Raw genomic sequence first — 18,028 nt, forward strand, 5'->3', positions numbered from 1 at the left:
GATTTCAATTTATGCATCTATAGAGTTACGAAACGTAATTACTATTCAAAATAAATGTGCCAATGGTCGTCAATTCTTGTTGTACGAACAACACCCATATATTCAGTATTTGTATAAAGAAACTGAACATTATCAAAACCCTGTGCTAAGAGGTAAGGCCGCACTTGACGGTATTCAAAGTCATTAATATGTTCAATGCCAAAAGGTTGTTCTTTGGTATCAAAGAAAAACTTGTATTCTTCATTTTTGTTCCAATGAACGTAAACTTTACCATCTGCACCATTAAAAATGTGACTAATGCTATTAAACCTTTGCGCTACAGTAGATGAAACATCTTTAAACCATATTACTTTCTCAAAATTAAATGCCAAAAGAATAAAAGAGCATAAAATTAATGATATAGACCTATATGGAGGCTTTAAGAACATAAATAATATAAACAAAGCAACAAAGGAAGTTAACAAACTTCGATAACTTATAATAATCCCATGGTATATATTACTAAAATAAAAAGAAGAAAATATTATTACAGACCAGAAGTAAGCCTTAACAGGAATTCTTCTTTGGGACAAAATAATAAAAGAGAACAACACAAGAATAATATAACGCATTTCGCTGTACACAAGATCACTAATTATCCTAGAAACCGTAATGTGAAAATTCCCCATTAATGATTGCATCGAGTTTATAGGATTCGGGTTTCTCCAGTCCGCAAGCTTAATAAACATAGGCTCATCAAAATATAAATATGTAAAGAAGTAAACAAATAAATTTGATGTGACATACCCAATGATGAAACTTCCAACCCATATCAAAATAAAGTTAATGGTAAAACTGGCACTAGATTTAGTTAAACTATTCAAAAATAATAAAGGCATTAGAAAATGAACATTTGAATATGTTGCAAAAGACAATATTCCGCTCAATAACAATAGGAATTTCAAGTCTATCTTTTTACTATAGTGCAATAATATTAGTAATATTATTGATGATAACACAGGGAGAACAGGCCAAAGTAAAAGGATATATAACGTTGGTGAATTAACACATAACAAAGAAAAAAGAATAGAATCATCATGATTATCACTAATTTCAAAAGATACCTTATAGAAGAAAAATAACATGATTGAAAAATACAATGATATATTTACTATTGGAGGTAACTGCTTAACATAATTAAAGTACAAGAAATATACCCATCGTCCTTCATTAATTAATTTCCATACGTAAGTATCAAGGTAGTATCCAGAGTCATGCCTATAGAAATCCAAGAATGACATATTATACACATTGTATGAAGTTAAAAGCAGTAGTACCACGATGGCGACTTTTTTTATAATGCATTTATTAATAAGCAAATTAATATAACCCTCATTCTTAAATGATATATCAGTAATTATATTTTCGCCTAGTATATAGGACAATAAATATTATATCAAAATCAACCCTGACGATAAGGTATTCTACTTATGGACTAGAAAATAAAACCTATTCATTGAACAATATAATTTTTCTTCATCTTGAATTTCTCACTAACTTCATATTTACAAAAAAAGCAAATGGTATCTAAACTATATCTAACCTTCTTTTCCCTTAAATTTCAAGAACAACACTATGAGTTGAGAAAAAATATGTTAGTTACTAAAAAAATTGGGATCCAACCCTCAATTATATCTACGTCATTATTCACCTTTACTAACTCCTTCAACGCTGAAGTTCTTAGCTATTGCGACTACTTGCTTTACAGTCCATCACAAAATTTAGTTTCAGTCTTTTCCCTTTCAATAAATATCATACAAGAACATGTTGTGCTCGTAGGTGAATGGTACACCCGTCCCGCTATGCATCGTTTTCAATCGGATCTATACCGACACTTGTTAGAGAAAAATGAAAAAGCGGCGCTCTCAATGGAACAGTTTATCCGACCGGAACAACTTACTCTCGACCGGTATTTGAATAGTGAGATTGGTTAGTTGGTGCTAATTGCTCACGGTGATACATAGCCTAACTACACAAGTGACTATCGATCTATGGTAGAGCTAACTAAAGTGGTAATTGCGGCAAACGCATTGTGCGATGTATAGGGAAGGTGGAACTCGATTACCTTAAAAAGTTAGAACCTAAAGAACGTAAGTTTGTAGCAACAAAAATAGATACCTCTGAGAGACGCTATAAAAAGAATTTTGCTGACATTATGGAGGGAATGAATCGAGAAGTCATAGAAAAATTGTACTAAGCCCAAGTTACTACATGGGACAAGACTATGGCAGAAAACAACGTAGTGCATATAAAAAACAATCCAGAAAACTAAGTCATGCACACCGCTGAAAAATTTCACGTCAAGCATAGGATGGGTATTGCCTACTCCATCAACAAACGGATGCCCGATCTTATAATCGCCTCGATAACGCTGGTAACTAAAGTGTCAAACAAATTAAATCAAAGTCCTTACCCTGAATACCAATAATTGGTATTACCTCTGTCACAACAGATTGCGGCTGGGAGTTATGAGCATGGTATATCAGATCACTTCACATTCGGACTCAACCATAGATTATGAGTAGTTACAATCGGTTTGCATGATTGAGAACAGACGACGCTTAATTACGAATAACTATGGAGGGTAGAATAATATACCGGTTCAGCATTTAAAAAGGACAGCCAACTGTTTTATCCCTAAACATTTTTCGAGCGGTAATTTATCCATTGTTAAGCCTTGTCAATATCGTCATCGTTGACGTTGCTGAGTAAGTTTCTTACATTACCATTGTCAATTTTTTGGCAAGGTGAGCATATCAACTTATGCGATTATCTTCCTCCTATACACCTTATAAGAAAAATCGAAATTATTATCTTAAATCTTGAGTAACTATGGAATTGATAACGAAAACTAATCTCCCCTGAAATATATTCCCGAAAAATATCTCTCCTTATAAGAAAACATGAAGATGCAACGTTAACAAAATAATCTTCTAGATAAATTTCACAATTCACGTAGCTCTAGTTCTCACCTAAAAAACTGATCAAAGTCTCATATTTTATATACAATTCTTTGTAATGTGCTTTTTTACTTAAATAATTCATTAATTAATTGTATCATACTACTGTTTCCAACTGATATCTAGACACCGTAGTAAAGCCATATAATAATCTAAAGGAATATATTGTTGGATGAAAGATTTAGAGCATGCTTACAATGACGACTTTTTCCGATATATCAACAAAGGTTCGGAATTTGCCGCAAATGCTATTATCCCAGTAATAATGCAACACTTTGTAGTGGATAGTATTCTTGATGTTGGATGTGGTGACGGCACATGGCTAAAAGTATGGCAAGACAATCATATCGGTGATGTTTATGGTATTGATGGCAATAATTTAACAGATAAAGATTTATTGATTCCTAGACAAAGTCTTCTTAGTATGAATTTGTGTGGTTCATTCAACCTTAAGAGAAGTTTCTCCGTAGCCCAATGCCTCGAAGTAGCAGAGCATATTCCTAAAAAATATTCCTCGACATTAATTGAGTCAATATGCAAGCACTCTGATATTGTCATTTTTTCTGCAGCTCCTCCAGGACAAGGGGGAGAAAATCATGTCAACGAACAGTGCTATGACTATTGGCGGAATATTTTCAAAAAGAATAATTTCGAGCCCTACGATATTATTAGACCTAGAATTTCAGCTAAAAAAAGCATTCCACCTTGGTATAGATACAACATCCTAATTTACATTAGAAAAACCTCATGTTACGCAACATCACTCAAAGATTATCGACAACCATATAACGAAAAAATTGCGGATATTTCTTCTTTATCATATAAGATCCGGAAGAAATTGGTCTACTTTTTACCTATTGAAATTGCAACTTTTATTGCGAAGATTAAAAAAAGACTAACACTGATACTTTACTTTAAAGGTTCAATTTGAGTTATTGCAATCTTGTATTGATAGTATTAAGCTGTTTTTTTGCAGCATTAGGTCAACTAATGTTTAAAATTGGCGTAAGTAATAAAGTAAACATCTTTTACTATATAAATTTTAGTGTTTTCTCAGGTGGCATATTTTATTTAGCAGGGCTATTATTGTGGCTTAAAGTATTATCTTCTGAACCATTAGCGACTGTCTATCCATTTACTATTTTAAGTCTTCTTTTTGTTTTGTTATTTAGTAGCTTAATTCTTAAGGAAAGCATATCTATAAACCAAAGTGGTGGGATTACACTCATCCTATTTGGCCTCTACCTAGTAAGTAAGTAAAAATGAATAAAACCTTATCCATTGTTGTACCCTGTTATAATGAGTCGATGATAATAGAATCTACTTATGACAAGTTGAATAATAAATTAGAAGAACTCATTAACGCTTCATTAATTAGCAAAGAAAGCTCAATTATATTAGTTGATGACGGTAGTAACGATAATACTTGGTCAATTATAAAAGCATTATCTTTAGAAAACAGCAACATTGAAGGAATAAGGCTTTCTCAAAACGTAGGTCACCAAAAAGCACTTTATGCGGGGCTAACCGAGTCTAAATCTGATATTACGATTAGTCTTGATGCCGATCTTCAAGACGACATTGATGCTATCAACCTAATGATTAAAAAGCATTATTTAGGTTACGAAATAGTCTATGGCGTAAGGAACTCTAGGCGCAATGATAGTTCTTTTAAACGAAATTCTGCTCAAGTGTTTTATTGGTTTTTAAGTAAGTTTAATCCTACTCAAATAAAAAACCATGCAGATTATCGCCTCCTTGGTCGGCGATCACTTAACGCCTTATTAAGATTCAACGAATCTAACCTTTATATTAGGGGTATAATCCCACAGTTAGGTTTTAAAAGCGATTCAGTCTTCTATGAAAGAAAGACTAGAGATATCGGCGAGTCCAAGTACCCACTTAGAAAAATGCTTTCTCTTGCATTAACCGCAATAACTTCAACTACAATTACCCCCTTAAGATTAATAACTTATATTGGCCTAACCGTAGCTTCCCTCTCATTTATGGGCGGACTTTACGCGGTATACGTAAAGTTAACGACAGATTCTGTGGACGGATGGGCATCTTTAATGACAAGTATATTTTTTCTAGGGGGAGTTCAACTTATCTCCCTAGGAGTGATTGGAGAGTATGTAGGTAGGATCTACATTGAAGCAAAACGGAGACCAAAATTCATTATTGAAGAAAGGCATAAGTCGCCATGATTTTGTAATCATCATTGTCAGTTAAAATAAATACCTCGGAGCTGCTCCAACAAGGCGAGCTTAGCTGAACTGTTCGAAGAAATAAAAAGGAAGTTGCCGATAGGCGGCTCAGGTATCTTAGGATAAAACCATAGCGAAAAGCATTGCAATACACATTACTAAATATCTCTGATATCGATAATGTTGAGATTCGAGGCATGGAACTTTAGTACATCGATAGCCTAAACCACTCATCACCTTGAGCGGCCCTGATTTTGAACGCGACATCGTCATCGAAAATTGCGGTGCAAATACTGCAGTGCTCTAGATTCCTTGGGCTGAAGGTGCGAAAGCAATGGGTGACATGCACGGTTGTTAAGCCCCAAGAGAACTACACATGCTATCTACAACTATCGGTTGTAAGTAAAGCCCATAAGTGGCTCTAGGTTCATTGCTAGAGTCACTTCTTATAATCATTGTCTCTATCATCGATAGCGACTACTATCTGCATACCATTTTTTGAATACAGTTATTATGATCTACGCCTGCCCTCTTTGTTCGCAACCTTTAATCCTAGAATCTCGAACGTTTAAATGCCCTAACAATCATATGTTCGATAAGGCTAAGGAAGGCTACGTAAATCTGATGCCAGCGCATCATAAACACTCAAAGAATCCAGGCGACAGCAAGGAGATGATGCAATCGCGCAGAATCTTTCTAGAATCAGGTCACTATCAAAACCTGCAGCAGCAATTAGCCACAACCGTCACTAAGTACGTAGAAGGCATCGAAGCTCCAACGGTATTGGATATTGGCTGCGGCGAGGGCTATTACACCAATGAAATCGCCCAAACACTTTCCGATGACGCCGAAGTCTATGGTTTGGATATCTCCAAAGTGGCCATTCGTTATGCATCTAAACGCTACGCACATTGCCACTTCAGTGTTGCATCAAGCTACAAACTGCCCTTTAGCGACAACAGCCTAGATGTCATTGTTAAAGTTTATGCACCAAGTAAACAAGAAGAACTGCTACGCTGCCTCAAGCCCAATGGTCTATTAATTACTGTAACCCCTGGCGCAAGACATCTATATCAGCTTCGCGAACGTATATATCAAGAAGTCCGTTTACACGAAGAAGAAGCAGATGAGTTTTCAGGGCTAGAGTTAGTGGAACAAACTAAACTCAATTATCAGATGCAACTAGAAAAAGGCTTAGCGTTTGAGCTTCTGCAAATGACGCCCTTTGCTTGGAAAGCGTCCAAGGAATTGCAGGCAGAGATCAAAGACTGTGACATCTTTGAATGTGAAGCCGACTTTAATATTCAGGTTTACAGGGTGAGTTAACCCAAGCAGGCAGGAGAGCCGATATGTACGCACATAAAAACACCTTAGTTTTGCTCTCCTGTTTTCTTTGCTTTCAGGTCCTTGCTAAAGAGCAGCATTCTCCTGTGACTACATTTTTTGACTATCAGCTTTATCAAAAACCGTCCAACTCAATCCCCCTATCCTCGCTTCCGTCGCAAGTCTTGAACGCAGATGTTGTCCTCGTCGGTGAATGGCACTCCCATTCCGCAGTACATCGCTTTCAGTCTGATCTCTACAGATTGCTACTAGATAAGAATGACAATGTGGCTCTCTCTATGGAGCAATTCAGCCGACCTGCACAATCAACTCTCAACCAATACCTCAATAATGAAATTGGCGAACTAGCACTGATTGCTCATGGAAATGCGTGGCCTAATTACACCAGTGACTATCGCGCTATTGTTGAGCAAGCCAAAGCGGCGAACATGCCTGTAATTGCGGCAAACGCTCCACGAGATATCGTGCGTTGTATCGGAAAAATTGGCCCTGATTACCTCAAACAACTCAATAGTGAAGAGCGTAAGTTTGTCGCGGCACAGCTGGATACTTCTGATAGGCCCTATAAGGCAAATTTCACCGAGATGATGGATGGGGTGGATAAAGGTGTCATAGAAAAGATGTACGCGGCACAGGTTTCATGGGATGAGACCATGGCGGAGAGTATTGCTATGCACATTAAAAACAACCCCGAACATCAGGTGATGCATACGGCTGGAAAGTTTCATGTTGAGAATGGGATGGGCATCGCCTACTCGCTTAATAAACGAATGCCAGAGCTCAAGATTGCGCTAATAACACCAGTGAATGAGGTTTCAAGCACATCAAAACAAAGCCCCTTCCCTGAGTACCAATTATTGGTTTTACCTCTACCCGACCAGGTTGTCAGCGGAGCTCTTAATCATGGCATGTCTACACATCCGCATTCGGATGCAAAGACAAATTGTGAGTAGTTACTTTCTGTTAGGGTGATTCAGGATGTGGTCTTCCCAATCTACAACATCAATCTCATACACCACTTTGTTGCGAACGCTTTCGCCTGCAGCATGCATGGCTGATTTTGAACCAGTGATCAACGGGTGCCATTCAGGCAGGTCTTTATTTTCAGACAATAAGCGATAAGCACAGGTTTCTGGCAACCAATGAAACTCATGAATCTTGTCGCGTGTGAGCTTTAAGCATTCTTCACCAGACTCAAAACGATTGGCATAGTCTTTACAGCTACAGGTTTTGCTGTTTAACCAGCTACAGGCCACATTAGTGTAGTAAACCTCGTCACTGTCTTCGTCCATAAGTTTGTGTAGGCAACATTTACCACAGCCATCACATAGAGCTTCCCACTCTTGTTCGCTCATCTGTTCTAGTGTTTTTGTTTGCCAAAATGGAGAAGTCATCTTAAATCTTACCGTCATAAACTTGGAGGCGTTTTATACCTATTCATCGCTTAAAATACAAGCAAAAGCGACAATCAAGCACTTACATGAATACTTTTCATCCGAGTACAGAAACTTCTTTCAATCTTAGTAAAACTGTTGATAATCCCCCTTCACTTTTCTTCTAAGGCTCAACTGTGGAATGTCGTCTTTATTGTGGTGCCTGTTGTATAGCGCCAAGTATCTCTAGCAGCTTTCCGCTGCATCCTAACGGCAAGAACGCCGGTGAGCGCTGTAAACAACTGACCGAAGATAACTTGTGTAAGCTTTTTGGTAAAAAAGAGCGCCCAGACGTTTGTCATGGCTTTAAAGCGGCAGAATGGGTATGCGGTGATACCCGTGAACAAGCCCTTTTCATTCTCAATGATCTGGAAAACTGTACTGCTTAAAGTGGCTCTTATCAGAGTTCTTCGTTTTGTATCCCTATAAAATTTTCCACACTTAGCAAAAACCGACTACCTTTATTAAGAATCAAACACTTATAGAAGGGATTCTTATGAATAAGTACTTAGCCGAACTGATTGGAACATTTTGGTTGGTATTGGGGGGTTGTGGTAGTGCTGTTTTAGCGGCTGGCATCCCCGACCTCGGCATTGCCTTTGCGGGCGTTGCTTTAGCCTTCGGTCTTACCGTTGTCACTATGGCCTATGCGATTGGCCATATCTCAGGTTGTCACCTAAACCCTGCTGTTACTATTGGCCTTTGGGCCGGTGGTCGCCATGAAGCCAAGGAAGTTGTCCCTTACATCATTGCACAAGTTATTGGCGGCATTATCGCCGGTGGTGTGTTGTATGTGATTGCGACGGGAAAAGCAGGTGCCGATATTGGCGGGTTTGCGACCAACGGCTACGGTGATTACTCTCCTATGGGCTACGGAATGACCGCGGCACTAGTCACTGAGATCGTTCTCACTGCCGTGTTCCTATTCGTAATTATGGGCGCGACCGATGGTAGAGCTCCGGCGGGCTTTGCCCCTCTTGCTATAGGCCTATGTCTAACTCTGATTCACTTGATCAGTATCCCTGTCACCAATACTTCAGTAAACCCTGCGCGAAGCACAGGTGTGGCGGTATTTGTCGGGGATGCGGCAATCAGTCAGTTATGGCTATTTTGGGTAGCTCCCATTATTGGCGGTATTATCGGCGCCATCATCTATAAAGCCGTTGCTGGCAAAGAGTAGTAATACCAACCACTTACTTACTGCGATTGGTATAAACTCGAAAGCATAAAAAAGGCCGCTTAGTCTACACTAAGCGGCCTTTTAACATCTTGCCATTAAAGCTTGTGTCGTCCGAGCAGCGAATGAGACAAGGTGGTGCCATCCACTAAGTCCAGTTCACCACCGACAGGTACGCCATGAGCGATCCTAGAGGCATTGACTTGGTGGATATGACATAGCTCAGCAATATATTGAGCTGTAGCCTCACCTTCAACCGTTGGGTTAGTCGCCAATATCACTTCGCTGATTTCGCCTTCCTGAAGCCTAAAGTCGAGCTTATCAAGCCCAATATCACTAGGACCAATTCCATCAAGGGGAGAAAGATGCCCCATCAACACGAAATAGAGTCCAGAATACTGACCTGTTGCCTCTACGGCTGCAATGTCAGCAGGGCTTTCAACCACACATATCTGGCCTGTCTGCTGCCTTTTGGGGTTGCTACAGATATGACAAACATCGTTTTCCGTGAAGGTTCGACATTCGCCACAATGACCCACTTCAGTCATCGCCTGACTAAGAGCGTCTGCTAGCTTAACGCCACCACTTCTATCTCGCTGCAATAAATGAAAGGCCATACGCTGTGCTGACTTGGGACCCACCCCAGGTAGACAACGTAAGGCCTCCATCAACTGCTCCAGCATGTTACTGGTACGCATTGATTAGTTTTGTTTCTTAGAACGGCATTTTCATGCCTGGTGGTAGTTGCATACCGCCAGTCACAGAAGCCATTTTTTCTTTTTGAGTCTCTTCAACACGACGAGCTGCATCGTTAAATGCTGCTGCAATCAGGTCTTCAAGCATCTCTTTGTCGTCTTCCATCAAGCTCTCATCGATGTCAACGCGACGCACATTGTGGCTACCAGTGATAGTCACTTTAACTAGGCCAGCACCAGACTCGCCAGTAATTTCCATTTGTGCGATCTCTTCTTGAAGCTTCGCCATACGATCTTGCATTTGCTGGGCTTGCTTCATTAGGTTGCCCATACCGCCTTTTCCAAACATTCTGAATCTCTCTTTGATATCGGTATTGATAATTACTAGTGAAATGGGGATTAATCTAACCCATTTCAACCCTATATTGGACGAACACTCTCTCTATCCAGTTCCGCTGAAAAACGGGCCTCAATAAACTTTATATGCTCGTCGCTCTCTAAATTGTTAAACGCCTGCTCAAGCTTTTGTTGATACAGGGTTTCTCGCAGCTCTAGTGGTGTTTGACCTTGCTCATCAACTTGTACTTTAATCTCGCGATGTTGCCCTGTCACTTCAGCAAGCGCCTGCATCAACTCACTGCGAGATTTGTCTCCATCGAGATGTTGTTGACTCGGTCTTAAATGCAAGACAATCCCACTATTGCTCTCCTCAAAGTGGGAATTCAAGGCTAACTGTTCTACTAGCTTAGCGGTATTCAGCTTAGCTATCAAAGCACTCCAGCTGTCTTGTGCAACAGATTCATCCACCAGTTTGGACACCATTTCGGGTGTCTTTTCGTGCTCCAAAGCCTTTTTCAGCAATGCCGGTGTTAGGCCTGGCTTTATTTCTTTGGGTTGAGAAGACTCTGACGCCTGCCATTGATATGGCAGACTACTGGTATCGACTTTTTCTTGCAGCACGGACTCTGAAGGTGTCTTTGGCGGGTGCTTTTGAGTCACTCGCTCAAGTACGCTTTCTTTTTTACCTGTCTGTACTGCCTCACCCTTTTTTGAGCGGTCGCCTTGTACTGATGTTTTGCTTTGGCGCTTAGAACGAAGTTGATGACGAAGACCCACCAGCGGGCTCTTAACCGAAGCTTGTGGTTCGTTCGCTGTGCCATGACCAACAGACTCTGCTGGCTGAGCGACGTTTGAGGCATCTTGGTGCTGCTGAGCCGGTGGCTCATATCCTGAGTGCACAGGAGGCACATCAGCCATAGACGGTTGCTGTGCAGAATAAGGGGCTTGTTGCAGCGGCTCTGCTGGGCGAGGTTCTGGTGAAACAGGTTTAGCAGCTCCCTGATCTAAAACCTTTTTCGCTTGTTGAACCGGCGACGGCCTTTCGGCTACAGGCGCAGTATCTACTACAGGTAAGGACTGTGTTGCTTCACTGCTGATATTGCTCTGCGTAGAAATAGTGTTCGCTGCAGGCTTGTCAGCTGGGCTAAACGCTAGCATACGCAGCAAGGTCATTTCCGTCCCTGCTCGCTCTGTTGGCGCCATAGAAAGCTCACCACGCCCTTTTAGAGCGATCTGGTAATATAGCTGAACCTCTTGTGGAGAAATTTGCTCAGCAAGGTGCTGAACTCGCTCAGCGTCCATATGACCGGCATCTAAGGTAGCTGGAAGCGTTTGATACATGGCGATGCGATGCAATTGCATCGACAACTCTTGCAATAAGCCATCCCAATCGACGCCATTGCTGGCGAGTTGATTTAGTGCCTCTAGGCTTTTTGATGCCTGCTTATGAACAATGGCATCAATCAGATATAGCGCTTGTTCGCTATCTAGAGTGCCAAGCATTCGCGACACTTGCTCTGTCACTACATTGCCGTTACCTAAAGCAATGGCCTGATCAGCGAGGCTCAATGCATCACGCATACTGCCATCAGCAGCATGGGCAAGCATACCTAGGGCACGGTCTTCTCTGGCAATAGTCTCTTGCTCGAGAACGTGCTCTAGCTGCTGATGGATATCATCAACAGTAATAGGCTTAAGATGAAACTGAAGGCATCGAGACAGAATCGTCACTGGCAGTTTTTGTGGGTCCGTTGTCGCCAACAAAAACTTCACATACTCAGGCGGCTCTTCTAAGGTTTTCAGTAGTGCGTTAAAACTATGCTTTGACAGCATATGCACTTCATCTATCAGGTAAACCTTAAAGCGTCCTCTGGCCGGCTTGTATTGAACGTTGTCCAATAGATCGCGAGTATCTTCAACCTTAGTTCTGGAGGCAGCATCGATTTCTAGCAAGTCAACGAATCGACCTTGGTCTATCTCTACACAGCTTTGGCACGTGCCACAAGGTGTTGAAGTGATGCCAGTTTCACAGTTTAAGCCCTTGGCTAGTAGGCGACCGATCGTCGTTTTACCTACACCGCGAGTACCACTAAACAGATAGGCGTGATGCAAACGGTTTTGATCCAATGCATTCTCTAATGCGGTCAAGACGTGCTCTTGCCCTACGACTTCTTTAAATCGCTTTGGACGCCATTTACGTGCTAACGCTAAATAACTCATTAATTATCCTGATAGATGAGAAGGATTAGTGGCCATCAAACTCGCATAGGCTAAACACTTCGATGCCCATTTTTTCAATGCGCTTATCACCACCAATCTCTGGCAGGTTGATAACGAAGGCTGCGTGTTCAACGATGCCACCAAGTTGGCGAATCAGCTTGGTTGTTGCTTCGATTGTGCCACCAGTAGCAAGCAGATCATCAACCACCAGCACCTTATCACCTTCGGTGATCGCATCGGTGTGGATCTCCAGCACATCGGTACCGTACTCTAGCTCATAGGATTGAGAGATAGTGTTACGAGGTAGTTTGCCTGGTTTACGCACTGGAACAAAGCCAACACCCAATTCAAGCGCTAGAGGCGCACCAAACAAAAACCCGCGAGCCTCAGTGCCCACCACTTTAGTAAAGCCCATGCCTTGGTAGCGTTCGATAAGCATCTCAATCGTGGCTTGATACGCTTTTGCATCTTCCATCAAACTGGTTACATCACGAAATAAAATACCTGGCTTCGGGTAGTCTTGAATGCTTTTGATACTGGCTTTGATCAGGGCTTGCTTTTCAATATTCATAGTTAATTCTTACAGTTTAATTCAGACCCTAACCATAGTCGTTCCCCCTGACTTCGCATCGCTAAAGCGCTCAGTATGAGCACTCAGGTAAGCCTAAATCATGGTGATGAACTACCGCTAATTTGCGTATGGGTTGGGTGCGATTGATATCCCTCTAAACAAAGTATAACCAGAGTCTCTGACCATAGTGATTAGATTGATATAAGTGGACGATATGGTAGTGATTTTATCAATTTTGAGCAAGCCACACTTTGGTATGCCTCAAGTTTTCGCTCTTGAGTTACTCAGCAGGCTCCGGAAGACGGCTTAACCACAACAGTAATATCGCCATTATGGCCACCAACAGTAACCTCACCCAGTTAATCGGAGCTAGAGCAATAGACAAAGCGAAGCTAAACAAAATGAGCCAGTACGCTTTACGCTTAACCGAACGCTTGACGCCACGAGTATCGCGCCAGTCTTCGATAATAGGACCAAAGATCGGGTGAGAGAGCAGCTTTTGATTAAGGCGCGGAGAGCTCCTCATAAAACAGGCGCTGGCAAGCAACACAAAGGGAGTGGTCGGTAGCAGCGGCAACACGACGCCGATTATCCCTAACACAAGGCACACTATCCCTAGGGAGATTAGCATCCATCTTTTTATTGGGTTTTGGGGGGTAACCACTACTGCAAAGCCTTGTCCACGCATAAGTCTACAAAGAGCATATCTGAACTAGGCAAAAAAAAGAAGTTGAAGCTAGGTTTGCAACTAATTCGCTTTGCTTTCAATGACAATTTGACAGTTAGCGTTTGCTAGGCCAGAAAGCTTCAGACTATTTTTTCCAGTTGTGGAAAGTGGAAACTGTTCCTGATGCAACACTTTATCGCCACCCAAGCTCTGTTGAGTTGCGAGCGTATGGTTTGCATTCGAAGTACTCCAAGCGCCCTCAACACCTGCGCTGATCACCTTAAACTCACGATTTGAAAAATCAGCAAGTCCGACTATCGCGTTTATGGGCTCACCACAATCGGCATAGCGAATGGCTTTTTCAAGGTTACTCACTAAATCTTGGATATGAAAAACCTGCGATTCTTGGCTACGGATATAATCATTAAACAAGGCTCGAACCAATAAGGTTGTTGACACTCCAAACTGCTCGGCCGAGTCAGAATCAAGAACGTAAAACAGAAACTGTCCATTCATGCTCCACGCGTAGTCATAGACAATAGGCATGGATTCAGAGCTTTGTAGTACCCGAAAATGACAGTTCCATACACCTTGGCTGGTTTTCTGCTCAGGAACTAAAGCCTGCAACAAGTCTCGGGATATATCAGGATGATTGTCTAGGTACTCTAGATGCCAGTGCAATTCCTGATCTTCTGGCAGTTCACCTTGAGGATTTAGCTGAAACCATTGGCTAGTAAAGTCTCTTGCGCCCAATGCGGAGTCTTCCGCTTCTTTGAGGGTACTCTCAACCGTCGACAAAAGATGTGTAGGATTGACGATAGGTTTAGTGACGAAGTCTTTTATGCCGAATTTCAAAGCCTTTGCCACCACCGACATCTTTTCAGTACCGGAAATAACAATCAGAGGCAAAGAGGGATATTGATGACTGGCCTCTTCCACAAACTCCATACCATTTAGCAACGGCATCTCAATATCGCAAATCACCAAGTCGGGTACATGTTTCGCAAGATGCTGTAACCCCTCAAGACCATTATCCGCTTCAAACACGCGATAGTTTTGGGTCTCAAGTAGTGAACGCACTAAATTTCGAAATACGGCATCATCATCCAATATAAGAACGTCTGCTGCATATTTTTTGCTCATCGGCAGCTCCACTAAGGTACTCTCTTGGTGCACTTTATACTCTTTAAGTCTACTTCAATTGCTATAACATTAGATGTCCGTTTAAATAATCACAAAGATAAATGACTTATTTTGACGACAAATTGTAAAAACTGTTTGATAATAAACACTAAATCACCTGACCCAATAGGGTTGTTCCCCCCTTTGAAAGTGAGCGCATATCTAGATCATGAAAGATACTATGAAACTTGATGACCTCAATCTGTTCCGCCAAGTCGTGGAGCATGGAAGCTATACAGCCACCTCTCGAGCCACTCGCATTCCCGTTGCGACCATTACTCGAAGAATACAAGCGTTAGAAGACGCGATTGATTTACGACTGCTGAACAGACACGCTCGCAAATTAACACTAACAGAAGCCGGCCAACGTTTTTATGAGCAATGTGGCCCTCTACTAAAGCAAATTTCAAGTGCTGCAGTAGAACTGGGTGAAGAGTGTCGCGGTGCGGCTGGTCGCTTGAGAGTCTCCTCTCCTGCTAACCTGACTAAGCGTATGTTAATGCCGTTGTTTGAAGGCTTCATGGATACCTACCCTGATATCCAGATTGACCTTAGCATGACCAACCGCGCTGATGAACTTGACCCTACAGAGTGGGACATGATTTTTCGTGTGGGCCCTCAACGAGATTCAAACCTCATTGCTCGCAAGCTTACCGAAGTTAAAGACATCTTAGTTGCTAGCCCTGAGTACCTAAAAAGCAGCTCAGCGTCATTGCAGCATGCAGAAGATCTTACCGATCATGCACTTCTGAAAGGCTTACCCCTTACCCACTGGTCACTACTGAACACTCACGGTGAAACCGTAGTGAACAAAGCGAAAGGTCGCCTAGAAGCAACCGATCTTAATGTAGTAAGGCATGCCTGCTCTGCAGGTGTTGGGATTGCTTTGATTCCAAACGTAATGGTGAATCATCACATCGAAAGTGGTGGCTTGGTGCAAGTGCTACCAGAGTGGGCAGCAAACCCACGCGATATCTTTATGCTGTATAACCATAAAGACCATATCCCAGAAAAAACACGACTACTGATCGACTACATCAGAGATTACTTTAACTAAACCAGTGTTGGTTAAAATTGAAAGTACAAAAAAAGGCCCAGCATCATGCTGGGCCTTTTTATTCGAGCTGAAGCAGCATTACGCGCCTTCGTTATACATCTCTAAGTTTGCTAAGTCTTGAGCAATGTTCTGCTCTGTTTTTGCATCGTCAGAGCGCAATGAATCAAGGAAGTCTAAGTACTCTTGGTCCACATCACCTGTCACGTATTGGCCACTGAACACAGAGGTCTCAAACGTCTTAATATCAGGATTGCCCTCGCCTACTGCAGCAACAAGATCTTCTAATGATTGGAACATCAGTCCATCAGCGCCGATAAGCTCAGAAATCTCATCAACTTCACGACCGTGAGCAATCAACTCATTAGCACTTGGCATATCAATACCGTACACGTTCGGGAAGCGCACCTCTGGTGCCGCTGAAACGATATAAACCTTGTTTGCACCTGAATCACGAGCCATCTCAATGATTTGCTCGGATGTCGTACCACGAACGATAGAATCATCGACTAGCAGTACATTCTTACCTTTGAATTCAGAGCGAATTGCGTTCAGTTTACGACGTACTGATTTCTTACGCTGCTGCTGACCCGGCATGATGAAGGTACGACCTACATAGCGGTTCTTAACGAAACCTTGACGGTATGGCTTATCAATAATCTGAGCAATCTGCAGAGCAATATCACAAGATGTTTCTGGAATTGGAATAACGACATCGATATCCAAATCATCCCATTCGCGCTTGATCTTCTCGCCTAACTTGTTACCCATCTCAACACGAGCACTGTATACAGAGACCTTGTCGATGAAAGAATCAGGGCGAGCAAAATAAACGAACTCAAAGATACATGGGTTCAATTGTGGGTTTTCTGCACATTGTTGAGTGTACAGTTGTCCATCAAAAGTAATGTATACCGCTTCACCTGGTGCTACATCACGCATGAAGTCAAAACCGACAGCATCGAGTGCTACTGACTCAGATGCCACCATGTATTCTGTGCCGCCTTCAACTTCACGCTTACCGAGGCATAAAGGACGAATGCCGTTAGGGTCGCGAAATGCAACCATGCCATGACCAATGATCATTGCGGTTACTGCATATGCACCACGAATGGTCTGATGAACACGCTCAACCGCATCAAACACATCTTTCTCAGTAATGTTGAATGTTTTTGTCATATCAATGTTATGAGCCAATACATTCAATAGAACTTCAGAGTCAGAAGTTGTATTTACATGACGACGATCTTGTTCAAATAGCTTCTGACGAACATCAGCAGCGTTAGTTAGGTTGCCGTTGTGAGCCAACGTGATACCAAAAGGAGAGTTCACGTAAAAAGGCTGTGCTTCAGACGCACTTGAACTACCTGCCGTAGGGTAACGAACGTGTCCGATACCTACGTTGCCTTGTAAGCGTTGCATGTGTTTTGCTTCAAACACATCCTTAACTAGACCGTTTGCTTTACGCAGACGAAAACGATTGCTATCTATGGTAATAATACCCGCAGCATCTTGTCCACGATGCTGCAAAACCGTAAGCGCATCATAAATCGATTGATTAACAGGAGTTGTGCCTACAATTCCAACAATACCACACATGTCTAAACCCTCAGTATTGGCCAGTTAAGCTTTATACCACTCCGGATAAAAAGCTAGACGTTTCTTTAAGATGTTCGAAAAACGGTGCGATCAGACGACTGAACTCTGGAATCAATTGCGATTGGCGCCACCAGTCCGAATTTGACAAACTGGTGAAGGCATCCATAAAAAACAGTACTGCGGCAACGATCAATACGCCACGCAAAGTACCAAACACGATCCCAAGCACGCGATCTGTTCCTGACAGACCTGTCTTTTGGACCAACTGTCCTATGGTGTAGTTAATGACTGCACCAACGACTAGCGTTGCCACAAACAGAGCGCCAACTGCGGCTCCATTTCGGACCATGTCATCTTGGATGTTTGTAAAGTACACCGCTAGTCTAGTGTAGTACTGGCTGGCAATAAAAAAGGCGCCAAACCAAATCACTAACGAGAGCGCTTCCTTAACAAAACCTCGTACCAAACTGATCAGCGCAGAGATGCCGATCACACCTAAAATAGTAAAATCTATCCAATTCATGAGCTTTACTTCCTCATG

The 18,028-nt window shown here is 42.0% G+C and carries 19 protein-coding genes; 9 read left to right on the plus strand and 10 right to left on the minus strand.

Annotated features, from left to right (window positions below):
* Positions 1-41: 41 nt before the first annotated feature.
* Entirely contained in the window at positions 42-728 is a 687-nt protein-coding gene (locus D5I41_RS21290; RefSeq protein ID WP_147094847.1) for a hypothetical protein, read from the minus strand.
* A gap of 903 nt (positions 729-1,631) precedes the next feature.
* On the opposite strand from D5I41_RS21290, the gene D5I41_RS21520 reads away from it, so the two are divergent.
* From D5I41_RS21520 to D5I41_RS17185, 6 genes are all read left to right on the plus strand, one after another.
* On the plus strand, positions 1,632-1,973 hold the full coding sequence (locus tag D5I41_RS21520; RefSeq protein WP_268978232.1) for a ChaN family lipoprotein: 342 nt from the start codon (positions 1,632-1,634) through the stop codon (positions 1,971-1,973).
* A gap of 1,198 nt (positions 1,974-3,171) precedes the next feature.
* Positions 3,172-3,930, plus strand: coding sequence for a class I SAM-dependent methyltransferase (locus D5I41_RS17165; RefSeq protein WP_119010855.1), 759 nt, complete (start codon positions 3,172-3,174; stop codon positions 3,928-3,930).
* A gap of 17 nt (positions 3,931-3,947) precedes the next feature.
* On the plus strand, positions 3,948-4,259 hold the full coding sequence (locus tag D5I41_RS17170) for an EamA family transporter (protein ID WP_369691434.1): 312 nt from the start codon (positions 3,948-3,950) through the stop codon (positions 4,257-4,259).
* A gap of 2 nt (positions 4,260-4,261) precedes the next feature.
* Positions 4,262-5,206: a glycosyltransferase family 2 protein gene (locus D5I41_RS17175; RefSeq protein WP_119010857.1), complete on the plus strand. Its 945-nt coding sequence runs from the start codon at positions 4,262-4,264 to the stop codon at positions 5,204-5,206.
* Positions 5,207-5,719: 513 nt separating this feature from the next.
* A complete protein-coding gene (gene rlmA / locus D5I41_RS17180) occupies positions 5,720-6,532 on the plus strand; it encodes a 23S rRNA (guanine(745)-N(1))-methyltransferase (RefSeq protein WP_119010858.1) in 813 nt (270 codons plus the stop codon).
* A gap of 23 nt (positions 6,533-6,555) precedes the next feature.
* Positions 6,556-7,503, plus strand: a complete 948-nt coding sequence (locus D5I41_RS17185; RefSeq protein WP_119010859.1) for a ChaN family lipoprotein — start codon at positions 6,556-6,558, stop codon at positions 7,501-7,503.
* Here D5I41_RS17185 and D5I41_RS17190 read toward each other — a convergent pair whose 3' ends face one another.
* Positions 7,504-7,944 (minus strand): YcgN family cysteine cluster protein, encoded by a 441-nt coding sequence (locus tag D5I41_RS17190; RefSeq protein ID WP_017032457.1) that lies wholly within the window; start codon positions 7,942-7,944, stop codon positions 7,504-7,506. It lies immediately after the preceding gene.
* A gap of 176 nt (positions 7,945-8,120) precedes the next feature.
* Here D5I41_RS17190 and D5I41_RS17195 point away from each other — a divergent pair, with 176 nt between their 5' ends.
* Together D5I41_RS17195 and aqpZ are read left to right on the plus strand one after the other, a co-directional pair.
* Positions 8,121-8,372: a hypothetical protein gene (locus tag D5I41_RS17195; protein WP_065210057.1), complete on the plus strand. Its 252-nt coding sequence runs from the start codon at positions 8,121-8,123 to the stop codon at positions 8,370-8,372.
* A 107-nt stretch (positions 8,373-8,479) separates the two neighbouring features.
* Positions 8,480-9,163 (plus strand): aquaporin Z, encoded by a 684-nt coding sequence (gene aqpZ, locus D5I41_RS17200; RefSeq protein WP_119010860.1) that lies wholly within the window; start codon positions 8,480-8,482, stop codon positions 9,161-9,163.
* 95 nt (positions 9,164-9,258) lie between these two features.
* On the opposite strand, the gene recR is transcribed toward aqpZ, so the two are convergent.
* The 6 genes from recR to D5I41_RS17230 all read right to left on the minus strand — a co-directional run bounded on the left by recR (position 9,259) and on the right by D5I41_RS17230 (position 14,795).
* Positions 9,259-9,858, minus strand: a complete 600-nt coding sequence (gene recR, locus D5I41_RS17205; protein WP_119010861.1) for a recombination mediator RecR — start codon at positions 9,856-9,858, stop codon at positions 9,259-9,261.
* 16 nt (positions 9,859-9,874) lie between these two features.
* On the minus strand, positions 9,875-10,204 hold the full coding sequence (locus D5I41_RS17210) for a YbaB/EbfC family nucleoid-associated protein (RefSeq protein WP_119010862.1): 330 nt from the start codon (positions 10,202-10,204) through the stop codon (positions 9,875-9,877).
* Between the two features lie 71 nt (positions 10,205-10,275).
* Positions 10,276-12,414 carry a DNA polymerase III subunit gamma/tau gene (gene dnaX / locus D5I41_RS17215; RefSeq protein ID WP_119010863.1) on the minus strand — a complete coding sequence of 713 codons (2,139 nt, stop codon included), beginning with the start codon at positions 12,412-12,414 and terminating at the stop codon, positions 10,276-10,278.
* A gap of 25 nt (positions 12,415-12,439) precedes the next feature.
* On the minus strand, positions 12,440-12,985 hold the full coding sequence (apt, locus tag D5I41_RS17220) for an adenine phosphoribosyltransferase (protein ID WP_119010864.1): 546 nt from the start codon (positions 12,983-12,985) through the stop codon (positions 12,440-12,442).
* A 280-nt stretch (positions 12,986-13,265) separates the two neighbouring features.
* Entirely contained in the window at positions 13,266-13,616 is a 351-nt protein-coding gene (locus tag D5I41_RS17225; RefSeq protein WP_119011538.1) for a YbaN family protein, read from the minus strand.
* A gap of 117 nt (positions 13,617-13,733) precedes the next feature.
* Entirely contained in the window at positions 13,734-14,795 is a 1,062-nt protein-coding gene (locus D5I41_RS17230) for a response regulator (protein WP_235868941.1), read from the minus strand.
* Positions 14,796-15,015: 220 nt separating this feature from the next.
* Between D5I41_RS17230 and D5I41_RS17235 the strand changes: the two genes are divergently transcribed.
* Positions 15,016-15,891: a LysR family transcriptional regulator gene (locus D5I41_RS17235; RefSeq protein WP_162892855.1), complete on the plus strand. Its 876-nt coding sequence runs from the start codon at positions 15,016-15,018 to the stop codon at positions 15,889-15,891.
* A gap of 78 nt (positions 15,892-15,969) precedes the next feature.
* Here D5I41_RS17235 and purF read toward each other — a convergent pair whose 3' ends face one another.
* Positions 15,970-17,487, minus strand: coding sequence for an amidophosphoribosyltransferase (gene purF / locus D5I41_RS17240; protein ID WP_119010867.1), 1,518 nt, complete (start codon positions 17,485-17,487; stop codon positions 15,970-15,972).
* A gap of 31 nt (positions 17,488-17,518) precedes the next feature.
* The gene (locus tag D5I41_RS17245; protein WP_119010868.1) at positions 17,519-18,010 is read right to left on the minus strand and encodes a CvpA family protein; all 492 of its coding nucleotides are present in this window, start codon (positions 18,008-18,010) and stop codon (positions 17,519-17,521) included.
* Positions 18,011-18,028: the final 18 nt, after the last annotated feature.

The sequence above is a fragment of the Vibrio superstes genome, assembly GCF_003569005.1.
Lineage (GTDB): Bacteria > Pseudomonadota > Gammaproteobacteria > Enterobacterales > Vibrionaceae > Vibrio > Vibrio superstes.

What these genes read in the sequence shown, in the direction of transcription:
- D5I41_RS21290 (WP_147094847.1), bottom strand. Translation starts at nt 728, where the DNA reads ATGTTTATTAAGCTTGCGGACTGGAGAAACCCGAATCCTATAAACTCG.
- D5I41_RS21520 (WP_268978232.1), top strand. Translation starts at nt 1,632, where the DNA reads ATGTTAGTTACTAAAAAAATTGGGATCCAACCCTCAATTATATCTACG.
- D5I41_RS17165 (WP_119010855.1), top strand. Translation starts at nt 3,172, where the DNA reads ATGAAAGATTTAGAGCATGCTTACAATGACGACTTTTTCCGATATATC.
- D5I41_RS17175 (WP_119010857.1), top strand. Translation starts at nt 4,262, where the DNA reads ATGAATAAAACCTTATCCATTGTTGTACCCTGTTATAATGAGTCGATG.
- rlmA (WP_119010858.1), top strand. Translation starts at nt 5,720, where the DNA reads ATGATCTACGCCTGCCCTCTTTGTTCGCAACCTTTAATCCTAGAATCT.
- D5I41_RS17185 (WP_119010859.1), top strand. Translation starts at nt 6,556, where the DNA reads ATGTACGCACATAAAAACACCTTAGTTTTGCTCTCCTGTTTTCTTTGC.
- D5I41_RS17190 (WP_017032457.1), bottom strand. Translation starts at nt 7,944, where the DNA reads ATGACTTCTCCATTTTGGCAAACAAAAACACTAGAACAGATGAGCGAA.
- aqpZ (WP_119010860.1), top strand. Translation starts at nt 8,480, where the DNA reads ATGAATAAGTACTTAGCCGAACTGATTGGAACATTTTGGTTGGTATTG.
- recR (WP_119010861.1), bottom strand. Translation starts at nt 9,858, where the DNA reads ATGCGTACCAGTAACATGCTGGAGCAGTTGATGGAGGCCTTACGTTGT.
- D5I41_RS17210 (WP_119010862.1), bottom strand. Translation starts at nt 10,204, where the DNA reads ATGTTTGGAAAAGGCGGTATGGGCAACCTAATGAAGCAAGCCCAGCAA.
- dnaX (WP_119010863.1), bottom strand. Translation starts at nt 12,414, where the DNA reads ATGAGTTATTTAGCGTTAGCACGTAAATGGCGTCCAAAGCGATTTAAA.
- apt (WP_119010864.1), bottom strand. Translation starts at nt 12,985, where the DNA reads ATGAATATTGAAAAGCAAGCCCTGATCAAAGCCAGTATCAAAAGCATT.
- D5I41_RS17225 (WP_119011538.1), bottom strand. Translation starts at nt 13,616, where the DNA reads ATGCTAATCTCCCTAGGGATAGTGTGCCTTGTGTTAGGGATAATCGGC.
- D5I41_RS17230 (WP_235868941.1), bottom strand. Translation starts at nt 14,795, where the DNA reads ATGAGCAAAAAATATGCAGCAGACGTTCTTATATTGGATGATGATGCC.
- D5I41_RS17235 (WP_162892855.1), top strand. Translation starts at nt 15,016, where the DNA reads ATGAAACTTGATGACCTCAATCTGTTCCGCCAAGTCGTGGAGCATGGA.
- purF (WP_119010867.1), bottom strand. Translation starts at nt 17,487, where the DNA reads ATGTGTGGTATTGTTGGAATTGTAGGCACAACTCCTGTTAATCAATCG.
- D5I41_RS17245 (WP_119010868.1), bottom strand. Translation starts at nt 18,010, where the DNA reads ATGAATTGGATAGATTTTACTATTTTAGGTGTGATCGGCATCTCTGCG.